At 69.5% G+C, this 14864-nt stretch carries 6 protein-coding genes; all 6 read left to right on the forward strand.

Annotated elements, in window-relative coordinates; translation table 11 throughout:
* The first annotated feature begins 59 nt into the window (after nucleotides 1-59).
* Nucleotides 60-9242, forward strand: a complete 9183-nt coding sequence (locus EV379_RS00555; RefSeq protein WP_130504440.1) for a DUF5979 domain-containing protein — start codon at nucleotides 60-62, stop codon at nucleotides 9240-9242.
* Nucleotides 9243-9395: 153 nt separating this feature from the next.
* The gene (locus tag EV379_RS00560; protein ID WP_130504441.1) at nucleotides 9396-10169 is read left to right on the forward strand and encodes an AAA family ATPase; all 774 of its coding nucleotides are present in this window, start codon (nucleotides 9396-9398) and stop codon (nucleotides 10167-10169) included.
* Nucleotides 10169-12259: a YhgE/Pip domain-containing protein gene (locus EV379_RS00565; RefSeq protein WP_130504442.1), complete on the forward strand. Its 2091-nt coding sequence runs from the start codon at nucleotides 10169-10171 to the stop codon at nucleotides 12257-12259. Before EV379_RS00560 ends, EV379_RS00565 begins: the two co-directional genes overlap by 1 nt.
* A gap of 37 nt (nucleotides 12260-12296) precedes the next feature.
* On the forward strand, nucleotides 12297-12902 hold the full coding sequence (locus tag EV379_RS00570; protein ID WP_130504443.1) for a TetR/AcrR family transcriptional regulator: 606 nt from the start codon (nucleotides 12297-12299) through the stop codon (nucleotides 12900-12902).
* 93 nt (nucleotides 12903-12995) lie between these two features.
* A complete protein-coding gene (locus tag EV379_RS00575; RefSeq protein ID WP_165397245.1) occupies nucleotides 12996-13526 on the forward strand; it encodes a DUF3151 family protein in 531 nt (176 codons plus the stop codon).
* Between the two features lie 4 nt (nucleotides 13527-13530).
* Nucleotides 13531-14817: an adenylosuccinate synthase gene (locus EV379_RS00580; protein WP_130504445.1), complete on the forward strand. Its 1287-nt coding sequence runs from the start codon at nucleotides 13531-13533 to the stop codon at nucleotides 14815-14817.
* Nucleotides 14818-14864 lie beyond the last annotated feature (47 nt).

Below are 14864 nucleotides of genomic sequence, written 5' to 3' on the forward strand. Positions count from 1 at the left end.
TCGATCCTGCGCGCGCTCGCGGGCTGCGTACCCGATTCGCACCCACTGGGGGATTCCCGATGTCCACACCCACTGCACGTTCCAGCGCGCCCGCACACCGGGCACCGCGCCGCCGGCGGGCAAGCCTGCCGTCCTTCGCGGCGGCAATGCTGTCGATTGTGGCGCTCGTCGCCGGAGCCCTCGTCATCACCCCGGCGACCGTCGCCGCCGAGTTGGACGGCACGATCACCGTCGCCAAGTCGGTGCAGGGTGAGACCGGTGTGCCTGAGTACCTTCCAGGCACGACGTTCAGCTACGAACTGAAGGTCTCGTGCTCGACGACCCAGAGCGACGTGTGCCAAGAGGCCACGATCACGGATGCCGTTCCCGCCCCGTTCGTGGTGAAGAGCGTGTCACTCCCCGGGACGCCGCAGAGCCACTTCGTGAACCACACATCGGGCAATGATGTGGCGATCGAGTTCGTGCAGCAGAGCCAGGACGGCGACATCGGGCTCGTCTCCGGCGCATCCGACCTCCTCATCCTGGTCGAGGTCGAGATCCCGAGCGACGTCACCGCCGACTTCGCCGGGCTCATCTCGAACACCGCGAAGGCCACCGCGCTCAACGCGCCAGACCACCAGAGCTCAGCAGACGTCCGGCTGCGCGTCGACGCGAATCTCGCCGTCGCAGCCACGAAGTCCGCGAAGCCGAGCGACACCATGCCGGCCGCGCCCGGACTGCCCGTCGAGTTCGCCATCGGCGCCTCGAACACCTCCAACCACGCCGTCGACAGCCTCACCCTCACCGACCCGGGCGCGGGTTCGAGCAACCTCGAGTACCTCGACTTCGCCGGAATCGGTGCGATCACCGCACCGACGGGCGCTGACACCGTCCTGATCGAGTGGCTGGATGCCGGCGGCACCTGGACCGCCATCGGGTCCGCGGGACCGATCCCGGCCGACACTTCGACCCTGTTCGACGGCATCGACCTCGACACCGTGAAGGGCACGCGATTCACCTTCACCAACTCGGCGGGGAAGCTCCCGATCACCCCGGCCGACGGGGCCGCGGCCATCGTGCTCGACTATGTGACGAACGACACCGTGAAGACCCTGCCGGCCAACACGCCGCTCACCGTCACCAACGTCGTCGAGGGAACCGTGACGAACGAGGGCGACACCGCCACCGAACCTGCCGGCGCGAACGTCAGCGTCCTGAACACGCCGCCGTCCGTCACCGTCGCCAAGGACTTCGGCGTCACAGCGATCATGCCTGGCGACTCCACCACCGCGACCCTCCGCGCCGACAGCACCGGCAAGCCCGTCACCAGCATGGTGATCACCGAGCCGGGACCGGGCGGTCTCACCCTGGCCGACCAGGGCCTCAGCTTCGACGGCTTCGTCGCAGAGGACATCGAGTGGCCGGCCGGAGCCGACAGCGTCGAGATCACCTACCTCTACGCCGACGGCAGCCAGAGCGCCCCGCTGGCCGGAACCGACCGTGACGCCATCCCCTCCGCCCCGAGCGGAAGCACCGTCGTTGGATTCACGGTGACCTTCACCGGCACCATCGAGCAGGGCGAGTACGCCGTGCTGCCATTCGGCGTCACGGCTCAGCCGATCAGCGGCCTCGTCGATGTCACGTCGACGAACACCGTCGACGCGACGGTGACAGACTCCGACGGCCAGAGCGCGAACGCCACAGCGGCCGACGACCTGACCCGCCAGGCCAAGCGCGTCAACACCACGGTCTCCAAGAACATCATCAAGGGAGAGCTCTGGGCCGCGCCCGGTTCCTCGACGCTCGTCTCGCTGCCGGCATCCGTCACTCCCAACGACGGCACCGCGAACGGCTCGACCATCGGGGCGCAGTCCCTCATCGTGAGCGACCCGTCGAACCCGATGTCGGCGCCGAGCCAGTTCTGGAACACCTTCGACCTGCAGGAGATCACCTCGGTCGACGTCCCGGCCAGCGCGACAATGACCCCCGAGTACTGGGACGGCACGGCGTGGCAGCCGCTGCCCGGCGTCAGCCCGCTGCCCGTTCCAGCCGGCACCGCCGACTGGAGCTACACCCCCAGCGCCGCGCTGAAGGAGCAGCTGCAGGGAATCCGCTTCGTGTTCGAGCCCGCCGTCGCCGGCGAGCTGCTCGAGCCCGGCTTCAACGTGCTGCCGTACTTCAAGGTGCAGCTGCGCGACGGACTGCGTGACGGAACCGGCACGACCCACGACGCGACCGATCCCGTGACGATCCCGAACGAGGCCAGGAGCACGGTCGCGAACGAGAACGCCGTTGTTCCCGAGGTGACGGACGTTGCCGACGACGGCATCGTGCTCAAGCCGCTGCGCCCTGGCACCGACCCCGACCTCGTCGACAAGACGTGGATCCCGGAAGAGCTGATCGCGCAGTCCGACGACTCCTCCTGGGCCCGCCTGAGCTGGGGAACCCAGGACCTGCCGCTCGACACCGTCACCATCGCCGACCCGGCCAGCGTCGGCGAGCTCGACACCGTCGCGACCTCCGTCTACGACGCCTTCAACGTGACGCGCATCGCGCCGATGACCGATGAGTGGATGGCGTTCGACCAGCTCGTCGTCGAGCGCTACAGCGACGCCGCGAACGACTGGGTGCCGCTCAACATCTGCACCACCGCGGCACCGTGCGTCGGCACCTTCCCCGGATACAGCTTCACCGATGCTGAGCAGCTCGACACGATCGGGGTGCGCTTCACCTTCGCGGAGCGCGCCGACCGGGCGGATGTCATCACGGACCCGATCACGGATCCGGCCGCCGGCTCCGGCGTCGCGGCATCCGGCAAGAGCCGCCTGATCGACCTCGAGATGCAGCTGCGCACCGAGCTGCGCTCCGATGCGAGCATCCCCGTGCTCGGCACCGAGCACGACTACCGCTACAACTCGGGTGAGAAGGGCATCGTCACGAACACCGTCAACGCAACGGGCGTGCGCGGTTCCGACACGTACAGCACCGACGACGCCGACCTGATCACCATCCTCGACCGCCCGCTGAACGTCGGCCTGACCAAGCGCTTCGTCGACTACGACGAGAACATCGACGACCTCGCTCTCCAGCCGGACGTCGGCTCCGTCGGCCTGCCCCAGGCCGGAACGGCGCAGAGCAAGTTCCCCCTCGTCACGGCGCTGCTCACGGCCGACAACGCGACGGAGAGCAAGGTCAACGCGCTGAAGATCTCCGACCCCGACCCGACCGTCGGCGTGCAGGAGACCTTCTACGAGGACTTCAACCTCTACCGCATCGCCTCGATCACCCAGCCGACCGGCACCGCATCGACGACCATCACGCTCAAGCGCGCCGGCCTGCCGGACGAGGTCATCACCTCGCTCGTCCTGGCGTACGCGCAGACGCCGACCGCGCTGTCGACCGTCACCGGGATCGTCGTCAAGCACGATGGCCGTATCGCGTCCAAGGCAACGTCGACCCTGCGCCTCGAGTACCAGCTGCGCGAGGTGTCGCGCTCGGGTGACCCGGTGACGACGACAGCCGTTCCCCTGGTCAACACGGCCATCGCGGAGCTGGAGAGCCCGGCCGCGACGCCTGGCACCCCGCCGACCGCGATCGCCAGCGACGACATGAACGTCGTCACCCCCGACTTCGGCCTGGCCGTCGGCAAGACGATCAACCCCGCGACGCGCAGTGAGGTCAGCCCGCAGACCGGCTACAGCGTCGCGCTGACCGGCAAGCCGTCCGGAACGGTGCGCACGACGCACATCCAACTGGATGACGCGACGCCGACCTTCTGGAACGCCTACGACTTCGCGGGCTTCTCTGCCATCACCCTGATGCGCCCGGTTGAGCAGCTGCGGGTCTCCGTGCTCCTCGACACCGACTTCGCCCTCGCCGGCGACGGCACGCTCGAGGTGAGCTGTGCTGGAGACAGCACGCTCGACGCCTGCTGGACGAGCGGATCCTGGGTCACGCCGACCGGCGGCAGCCGGACCGTCACGGGCGGCCAGCTGACCAACAGCTTCGGCGCCGCGTTCTCCAATGCCGATGTGCGCGGCGTGCGCTTCGAGTACCGGCGCGCCGACGACGCGAACTGGGAGCGCCCGAGCAACCCGACGGTCTCCGCCGGCTACGCCGTGTCCCGCCGCACGACCCTCCTGGTCGGTGCCGACGGCGGCGCGACGACGCTGATCCCGACGACGCGGCCCGGCGTCGCGCCCGCACCGGGCGAGACCCAGAACGGTCACACCAGCAACCTGCTCTCCGCGGTCGCGACCGGCGCGTGGAACAACAGCGGGAACAACATCTGGACCGCAGAGGCCAGTGCTCCGGCCGAGACCGTGCTGACCCACCTGGTCAACAGCATCTCCGTCACCAAGGTGCACGGCAGGGAAGACAAGGCGAACCCGGACACCAAGTTCGGCACCTTCCTCCCCGGCCAGACGATCCCGTACGTCATGGACATCGTGAACACGGGCGCGTGGCCGATGACCGGCTTCGCGCTGAGCGACCAGCTGACGGCGGATGCCGCAGGCTCGCTGCTCGTTGAGCCCAGCCAGGAGCCGGACGAGACCCCGGTCTCGCCGTACACCTTCGTGCTGAAGAACAAGGCGGGCACCACGCTCGACTCCTCGGGGTTCAGCGCAGCGCTCGACCCGGCCACCGGCGTCATCGCGATCACCGTGCCGACCGGCTTCGTGTTCCAGCCGGGAGCTTCGCTGAAGATCAGCGCACAGCTGGCGATCCGCGTCACCCCGACCGTCGCACCGGGAACCCCGGTCACGAACGGCATCAGTGCGACGGCGGACCGCGCCTTCGAGACCTGTGACTTCTCGACGAACGGCTCGCGCCGTTCGCCGCTCAGCAACGTGGCCACCTGCGCTTCGGAGACGACCTTCACCCCGGCAGCGGCCGCGCCGCTCCAGGTGACCAAGTCGGTCAAGGGCGTCGACGCCGGCCTCGGCGGACGTGACGACCTCGGTGTCCTCGCGCTCAAGGTCGCGACGGCCAGCTGCGCCAGCCCGAACGCCGCGGACGGCTACTACGCGACCCCCTGCGTGCCGATCACCGAGCCCGGCGGCTCCGAGCGGTGGCGCATGCGCATGAAGAACGCCGGAAACATCAGTGCCACCTCGCTGAGCAGCATCGACGTCCTCCCCAGCTACAAGGACCAGGGCGTGACCGTCGCGGGGCCCCGCGGCTCGCTGTGGGCACCGACGTTCCTCGGTGACCTGCAGACCGAGCTCTCCGGTATTGCGGATGCCGCCAAGGCCGTCGTGACGACGTACTACAGCACCACCATCCCGAACCAGACCTGCAACGCGGCCGACATCATCGCCAGCGGTGGCACAGCCCTCAGCCCGGCCGACCCGTGCGCGGCCGAGGTCGCCGACCGTGCCGCGAACCTCTGGCAGCCGTATGACAACGGCCTCGATGCGTCCACCCTCGCGACGGTGAAGGCGCTCAAGTTCGTCGTCACCTTCACCGACGGCGGAGCCGTGCGCCCGGGCGAGACCGTCGGCGTCAACTTCCTGACCCAGACCGCGTGGGTCGCCCAGCAGGCCGAGGCAGCGGCGCAGGGCGTCGACCCGATTGCCTGGAACGTCGTGTCAGCGGCATCCGTCGGCGACGACAACGGTGTTGCGGTGCAGAGCTCCGTGACCCAGCCGCGTCGCGTCGGCGTCGCCATGGCCACGGGCCAGCTCGACCTCGCCAAGCTCGTCGAGGGCGCGCAGGCCGGGTGGAGCGCGGCGCTGCCGAGCGGGTACCCGTTCCAGTTGCAGTGCACCTCTGGCGGCATCCCCGTCCCCCTCGTCGGCACCGACGGCACGACCGACCTCAGCCGCTTCTCGCTGAAGGCCGACGGCACCGTGCTGCACTACAACAACGGCAGCGGCAAGTACGGCAACGTCACGCTCCCGTTGAACGCGAGCTGCTCGATCGTCGAGGACCCGACGGCAGTGGGCGTCGACGTGAGCTACTCGGCCGACGAGATCACGGCGCTGCGCCACTCCTTCGCCGCCAACGTCGCCAACCCCGCGTTCACCGGAACCACCGAGGTGGAGGAGATCACGGCGACGAACACCTACCTGCTCGCCGGCTTCTCCGTGACCAAGCTGGTGGATGACGGCGGCGCGGTCGACGAGGACGGCTCGGCGATCGCCTACCCCGGGCCCTACGCCTTCGGCGCCACGTGCGACTTCCTCGGCACCGAGATCCTCAACGAGACGTTCAGCCTGAACGCCGACGGGGTCAAGGAGTTCAGTGACCTGCCGACCGGAGCCGTGTGCACGGTCACCGAGACGGCGAGGGGTGGTTCGGCATCCAGCAGCTCCGTCTTCACCCAGACCGGTGAGGACCCGGTGGAGACCGCCGGCCACACGGCCACCTTCACCCTGACCGAGGACGACGTCGCCGCCGAGCTCACGAACGAGCTCGTCATGACGAACACCTTCGACATCGGTGCGGTGACGATCACCAAGGCGTTCGCCGGGAACGGCTCGGCCGACTGGGGCAACGAGGAGTTCACGGTTGAGCTCAGCTGTACCCTCGCCGGTGCCCAGCCGAGCACGGTCTTCTCCGACACCCACGTGCTGAGCAAGACGTCCCCGAGCTGGACGGTCGACACCCTCCCGAGCGGCGCCGCGTGTTCCGTGAGCGAGAACGCGACCGGCGGAGCGAACACCAGCAGCGTCTCGCCCGACAGCTTCACCGTCGGCACCGACGCAGCGGCACCCATCGCGGTGACGGTGACGAACACCTTCACCACCGGTACGCTGCGGGTCACCAAGGCGCTCGCAGGCGAGCCGGCCGCATCGCTGGCCCCGGCAACCGCCGGTGAGTACACCGTCGAGCTCTCCTGCACGCGGGACATCGCTGGCGTTGCGACGGCGATCAGCATCCCGGGCGGCGCAGAACGCGTGATCACCGGCGCCGGATTCGCCGAGTACACCGGGCTGCCGAGCGGCGCGGAGTGCACGGTCAGTGAGACGGGCCTCGGCCACGCCCAGGAGTCGACCCTCGACCCCGCGGACGGCACCGTTACGATCGGCGTCAACGACACCGTCGAGGTCGAGGTCACCAACACCTTCCTCAACGGATCGCTCGACATCAGCAAGACGGTGAGCGGTGGCGGAAAGGCGTTCGCGGCCGCGAGCTTCGACGCGACGGTCAGCTGTGTCTGGCAGGGTGCAGCTGTGCCGCTGCCGAACGGCGGCGCGGTCACCCTCGTTGACGGCAACACCGTGACGATCGACGAGCTGCCGCTCGGCAGCGTGTGCTCGATCGATGAGGCGGATGCCGGCCAGACCTCGTGGACGGCCACCCCGGCATCCGTGACAGTCGGCGACGTCGCCACCGCGGCGACGATCGACGTCGAGAACGTGTACGAGCTGGCCGCCCTGCTCGTGCAGAAGACCGTGCAGACGGGTGTCGGAGCCGGAACGCTTCCGACCCGCTTCGGCTTCAGCGCGCAGTGCACCTTCCAGGGCGCCGAGGTGCTGCCGCTCACGACGTTCACCCTGAACGACGGCGAGTCGCGCACCTTCGACGGCCTCCCGGCCCGCGCCGAGTGCACGGTCATCGAGACCGATGCGCGCGGCGCCGACAGCACCGTCAGCACGGTGAGCGTCGTCGCCCCCACCGTCCCGCCGACGGTCGACCAGGCGACGAGCACCGTCGTCATCCCCGAGCTGACTCCGGGAACCGAGCCGCAGAACACCGTCGGCTTCACCAACCTGTTCGACTCCTCTGCGCTCGTCGTCGAGAAGAAGCTCGAGGGTGGGGCGGCAACGCTCGGCGCCGACAAGAGCTTCGACGTCACCGTCAGCTGCCAGCTGGCCGGCGAGGACCCCTGGTCGAGCACGCTCACGCTGAACGCCGCCAACGGCTTCAGCGCGAGCCTCGGCGAACTCGTCGTCGGCACGGAGTGCACCATCGCGGAGGACTCGCTGAACGGGGCGGACGCCGTGGTGATCACGCCGAACGACGGTGCCGACCTCACCACCGGAACGGTGACCATCCCGGATGCCGGCAGCACGACCGTCACCGTGAGCAACTGGTTCCTCAGCGGCTCGCTCGAGGTCACCAAGTCGGTGATCGGCGATGCCGCAGCGGCATACGGGACCGGCGACTTCGGCGTCGCGCTCTCGTGCACGCTGAACGGTCAGCCGATCGAGATCGCCGGGGGCAGCGCCCGCACGGTGAGCGCCGCCCAGCCGAAGGCACTCTTCAGCGGGCTGCCGAGCGGCGCGGAGTGTGTGCTCAGCGAGACCGAGGACGGCGGAGCCGGCGCGAGCCGGATCACCGCGGCCGACGGCAGCACCCTCGCGGCCGACGCCGCAGCGGGCTACGCCTTCACGGTGGCGACCGACCCGACGGTGCTGGCGGTTGACGACCAGCCGCAGCCCGCGCTCGGGGTCGAGAACGTCTTCAACTTCGCCGCACTCACGGCGACGAAGACCGTCGACTCCGCGGTGCTCGGCGCCGACGGCGAGCCGTTCGACTACGGCTCGTTCGAGCTGGCGCTGCAGTGCACCTTCGAGGGAGCGGCCGTCACGGCTGCCGAGCCGATGACGCGCACCATCGCGGCCGGCGAGAGCGTCACCTGGACCGGGCTGCCGGAGGGCGCATCGTGCGAGGTCACCGAGACGGATAGCAGGGGCGCCATCGGCACGACGGTGACCGTCAGCCAGGGCGAGCCCGTTGCCGAGACGATTCTCGGGCGCACCGCAGTGCTGGAGCCCCTGCTCGCCGGCACCGAGGCGGCGAACACGGTGGCATTCGTGAACGAGTTCGCCGCGGCATCCCTCACGCTGCAGAAGGTCGTCGACGGCACGGCGGCCGGCACCGTGTCGCGCACCTTCCCCGTCGCGCTCTCCTGCGTGCTGGTCGACGAGCAGCACCCGGCTCCCGGCATCGTCGTCCGCGATGTGACGCACGAGATCGGTGGCACGAAGAAGCTCATCGTCACGGATGACGCGCTGCCGGCCGGCGCGGAGTGCACCGTCACGGAGACGGACACCGGCGACGCGACGCGCACCTCGGTGGCCGTCGGCGACAAGGTCTTCGACGGCACCTCCGCAAGCTTCACGCTCGCGGCAGGGGGAACCGCCGCCGCGACCGTGATCGTCACGAACACCTTCACGGCTCCGGGCAGCGGCCTGGTCGTGACCGGTGCGGACGTCGGCCTCGCCGCAGGCGTCGCAGCGATCATCCTCGGGCTCGGCGGAGTGCTGCTGTTCGTCGCGCGCCGCCGCAAGCGTGGAGCACACGCGGCATAGCCACACGGCAGTTCCCGCTGGCGGGCATCGGTGCAGAGCACCGGTGCCCGCCAGTTTTTGTGCGCCCCTCACAAGCCTCGGATTGCGAGGATCGCTCGTTCGTGTCTAAACTGACTAGTCAGTACAAAAACGTGAACGAGCGGAAGGATCGACGTGCAGTCGATAGCGCGGGCAGACAATCTCGCCCTCAGTGCAACACGCGGCCGGGTCTACGGACCCCTCAGCTGCGAGATCGGCAACGGGCTCACCGTTGTCAGCGGCGAAGCGGGGAGCGGCCGCACCAGCCTGCTGCTCACCCTCGCGGGGCGCATGAAGCAGAGCGAGGGCGAGCTCACTGTGCTCGGCCACGCGCTGCCGCGCCGGGCCCGCGCCGTACAGAAGGCGACGGCCATCGCCGGTTTCCACGACATCGACGCCCTCGAGGAGTCGGTGACGGTCGCCGCGGCGATCCGTGAGCGGCAGGCCTGGCTGGCCCCGTGGTACGCGATCGTGCCGCGGGTGGATGACGCCGCCGTGCGCCGCGTCTGCCTGCCCGTCTTCGGCGCCCCCGGCGAACCGGGCGCAACGCCGATGCCGCCGGCCGACACCGTGATCTGGGATCTCGACGAGACTCAGACCGCGCTGCTCCGCGTCACCCTGGCGATGCTCGCCGCCCCCCGCGTCTTCTTCTTCGACCAGGTCGAGCAGCTGCAGGCGCCGGAGGCGCGCGCCGCCCTCTGGGCGCGCCTGGACGCGCTCAGCCGCGGCACGGCCAGCCGGCAGCCCATCGCGGTCGTGGCATCCGTCGCCGCCCCTGACACCGCGATTTGGGCCGAGCTCAGCATCGCCCCCACCGTCATCGACATCGCAGAGAGCGGCCCCGCCGCTCGCAGCGAGCGCGACGACGCCCCCGTATCCCTCGACGACCTCATCTTGGAGCGTGCCTGATGCTCGCTGTTCTCTCGCCAGGCACCGAACTGCGCCGTTTCCGCAAGGGCGTCATGCCCAAGGTCGCCGTCGCCGTGCTGCTGTTCATCCCGCTGATCTACGGCGCCCTCTACCTCTGGGCCTTCTGGGCTCCGACCGACGAGCTGAAGAACCTGCCCGTCGCCCTCGTGAATGAGGACGTCGGCGCGGTCAACGACGGTGAGCGCATCACGGCTGGCACCGACGTCGTCGACAATCTCGTTGAGGGCCACGACCTCGACTGGCAGGTGACGGATGCCGCAGACGCCAGTCGAGGCGTCGCCGCCGGCGACTACTACTTCTCGGTCACGATCCCGGAGAACTTCTCGGCGAACGCGATCTCTGTCGGAACCGACACTCCGGAGTCGGCGACCGTCGAGGTCGACTTCAACGACTCGAACAACTTCCTCGCCTCGACCCTCGGCGGTTCGGCCATGACCGTGCTCCGCGACTCGGTCGCCGTCGAGCTCGGCGCACAGACCGCCGACGCACTGCTCGTCGGCCTCAACGACGCCGGCGACGGCATCCGCTCGGCCGCCGATGGCGCGACGACGCTGGCCGACGGCCTCGTCACCGCCCACGACGGCGCCGGCAAGCTCATCGTCGGGCTCGGCTCCCTGGCCGACGGCGCAGTGAGCCTCGACGACGGTGCCGCCCAGCTGGCGGACGGTGCATCGACGCTGTCCGGCGGCCTGGCCGCGCTGAACTCCGGCTCCGCGACCCTCGCCGAGAAGTCGGGCGAACTCAGCGCAGGCGCGGCCACCCTCGCCGGTGGAATGCAGGCGGCTGCGGACGGCGCGGCGACCCTCTCGGAGAAGTCGCAGCAGCTGACCGGCGGTGCCACGGCGCTCGCCGACGGCACGGCGGCCCTCGCGGCCGGGACCGGCCAGGTGGCCGGCAGCGTCGACCAGCTCCTCGCGGCCATGCAGGCCGCGCCGGCCGGAACCCCAGCCAGCGCGTTCCTGCCGAGCGTGCAGCAGCTGCAGGCAGGCGCGAGCGAGCTCAACACGCAGACCGGCGCCGCAGCGGCGCAGGTCAAGGGCTACGCCGGGCTGAGCGCGCAGTTCACCGCCGGAGTCGGCGAACTCTCCGGCAAGCTGACCGCAGGGGCCCCTGGCGCGCAGCAGCTCGCCGCCGGCGCCGCGCAGCTCTCGGATGGCGCGGGTCAGCTGGCCTCCGGCGTGTCGACCGCGGCATCCGGCGCTGGCAGCCTGAGCGCCGGCGCGGCCGCGCTGAGCGCAGGCACCGGCACGCTCGTCGACGGCAGCAGCCAGCTCGTCGCGGGCGGCTCGGCTCTCAACGATGGCGCGGCGCAGCTCGCCGACGGCAGCCGCGAACTCGCCGACAAGCTCGGCGAGGGCGGCGACGCCGTCCCCGTCATGAGCGACTCCGACATCGAGACGAAGGCCGGCGTGTTCGCCGAGCCCGTCGTGCTTGACCAGAGCTGGCAGAACGAGGCGAAGAGCTTCGGTGAGGGATTCGCCCCGTTCTTCATCGCGCTGGCCACCTTCGTCGGCGCTCTGATCACGTGGTTGATCCTGCGGGCGCTGCCCGCGAGGGCGCTCGCGGCCGGAGCCAGCGGCATCCGTGCCGTCATGACCGGATTCCTGCCGGCCGTCGCGATCGGCCTCGGCCAGGTCATCATCATGATGCTGGTGCTCGTCTACGGGATCGGCCTGGAGCCGGTGTACTGGCTGGCCACCTCGGCGTTCATCTACCTGGCGACGCTGACCTTCCTCGCGCTGCAGCAGATGTTCATCATCCTGCTCGGCACGGCCGCCGGCCGCGTCGTCAGCCTCGTGCTGCTGATGCTCATGCTCAGCTCCTCCGGCGGAACCTACCCGGTCGAGACGACTCCGGAGTTCTTCCAGGCGCTGCACCCGTGGATGCCGGCCTCCTACGTCGTGAGCGGCCTGCGCGAGCTGATCACCGGCGGCGTGGACTCTAGACTGTGGCTTTCGGTGCTGGTGCTCGTCGGCATCCTCGTCGGATCTCTCGCGATCAGCGCGTGGAGTGCAGGCAAGCAGCGGATGTGGACGGTCGCGAGGCTCCACCCGGAACTCTCGATCTAGTCCGCCCACCCCTCCCAACAGAAACGGTTGATGCCCCATGGTTCGCTCCAGTGGAACGAAACGCGCCATTCTCGACGCGGCGCTCGAACTGGCGGCGACCAGGGGCATCACCGGCACAACGATGGATGACGTCGCGGAGCGTGCAGGGGTCGCCAAGGGCAGCCTCTACTACAACTTCAGCTCCAAGGACCAGCTCTTCGAGGCGCTGCTCGAGGAGGGTGTCGGCTCGCTCGCCGACGCCCTCCGCGAGGCGCGCGGCGAGCTGGTCGGCTGGGCGGCGATCGAGGCGCTCGTCGCCGCCCTGCTCGACCGCATCGCGGCGAACGCGGCGCTGGCCAAGCTGATGGCCTCCGAGATCTTCCGCACCGACCGTGCGTGGCAGAAGACGCTGTTCGCGCTGCGGCACGAGGCGCTCACGGTGTTCGCAGAGGCGATCGAGCAGGCGGATGCCGCGGCTGCGGCATCCGCAGGAACCGCAGCGCCGGGCGCCGGCGCGAGCACGATCATGGCCTCGAGCGTGTTCGGCGCAGTGCTGATGTCCGGCCTGGAGTGGCTCGTCTTCGAGCCGGAACGCTCCCGCGACGAGGTCGCGGCCGCGATCCTCGCCTCGCTGAGCGGCGCGCTCGCCCCGCGCCCCAGCTGACTTCCACTCTCAACGGACGGGCGGGGCTGCCGCCGTCGCGGCGCTTCGCGGCGAGCTGACGGGGCTTCAGCGCGGGGCGCGATAAGGTGGAGTGTGACTGGCGACGACTCGCTTGGCCCTGCCGAGATAGAACTGCCCGATGCGCCGACTGTGCGTGAGGCCTTGGCTTCAGCGAATCGTGACGAGGTCGCAGACCTGGTGCTCCGGCATCCGGAGTCTCCGCTGGCCTGGGCCGAGCTCTCCGACATCGCCCACGCCGACGGCCGGGTGCTTGACGCCTACGCATATGCACTCGTCGCGCACGCCCGCGCAGGCGACGCGCTGCAGGATGCCGGCTGGCAGCCGGGCGATGCCGTTCCGTGGAGACTGCGCTCCAACCGCGGCGTGCTGCGCGCGGCCTATGCTCTTCGCCGCTCGGCCAGTGCGATCGGCGCCCACGACGAGGCCGACCGCCTCGGCGACTTCCTGCAGAGCGTCGACCCGACCGCGGTCGGGCGCATCGAAGTGAAGTACACGACAACCCAACTCTTGCCGGTGATCACACCGGAGATGATTGCGGCAGCGACGCCGCCCACCGAGGTCTCGACAGGCTCGACCACCATGGTCATTCGAGGAGAGGACTAGCAATATGCCAGCAATCGTTTTGATCGGCGCTCAGTGGGGCGACGAGGGCAAGGGCAAGGCGACCGACCTGCTCGGCTCGCGCGTCGACTACGTCGTCAAGTTCAACGGCGGAAACAACGCAGGGCACACGGTGGTCGTCGGTGACGAGAAGTACGCACTGCACCTGCTGCCGTCCGGCATCCTGACCGCGAACGTCACGCCCGTCATCTCCAACGGCGTCGTCGTCGACATCGAGGTCCTGTTCGAGGAACTCGACGCGCTCTCCTCCCGCGGCGTCGACGTCTCCAAGCTCAAGGTGAGCGCCAACGCGCACGTCATCACCCAGTACCACCGCACCCTCGACAAGGTCACGGAGCGCTTCCTCGGCAAGCGTCAGATCGGCACGACCGGGCGCGGCATCGGCCCGAGCTACGCCGACAAAATCAACCGCGTCGGCATCCGCATTCAGGACCTCTTCGACGAGAACATCCTGCGCCAGAAGGTGGAGGGCGCCCTCGAGCAGAAGAACCACCTGCTGGTCAAGGTATACAACCGCCGCGCCATCACCGTCGACGAGATCGTGACCGAGCTGCTCAGCTACGCCGAGCGCCTGCGCCCGATGGTCGAAGACACGGCACTGCTGCTGCACAAGGCGCTCGAGGACGACAAGACCGTGCTGTTCGAGGGCGGCCAGGCCACGATGCTGGATGTCGACCACGGCACCTACCCGTTCGTCACCTCCTCGAACGCGACCTCCGGCGGCGCCGTCACCGGCTCCGGCATCGCGCCGAACAAGATCGACCGCGTGATCGCCGTCGTCAAGGCGTACACGACGCGCGTCGGCGCCGGCCCGTTCCCGACCGAGCTCTTCGACGACAACGGCGAGTTCCTGCGCGCCAACGGCTTCGAGTTCGGCACCACCACCGGGCGCCCGCGCCGCTGTGGCTGGTACGACGCCCCGATCGCGCGCTACACCGCGCGCATCAACGGCGTCACCGACTTCGTGCTCACCAAGCTCGACGTGCTCACCGGCCTGCCGACCATCCCGGTGTGCGTCGCCTACGACGTCGACGGTGTGCGCTTCGACGAGGTGCCCGTCTCGCAGTCGGACTTCCACCACGCCACCCCGATCTACGAGAACTTCCCCGGCTGGACGGAAGACCTCACCGGCGTGCGCAGCTTCGAGGAGCTGCCGAAGAACGCGCAGGACTACGTGCTCGCGATCGAGGCGATGAGCGGCTCGCGCATCTCGGCGATCGGCGTCGGCCCCGGCCGCGACGCGATCGTCGTGCGTCACGACCTGATCGACTAAGACTCGACGGTGCGGCCGCGACGTGCGCGTCGCGGCCCGCCAACTGT

Source organism: Microterricola gilva (assembly GCF_004217495.1).
In the GTDB taxonomy this organism is placed as follows: Bacteria; Actinomycetota; Actinomycetes; order Actinomycetales; family Microbacteriaceae; genus Microterricola; species Microterricola gilva.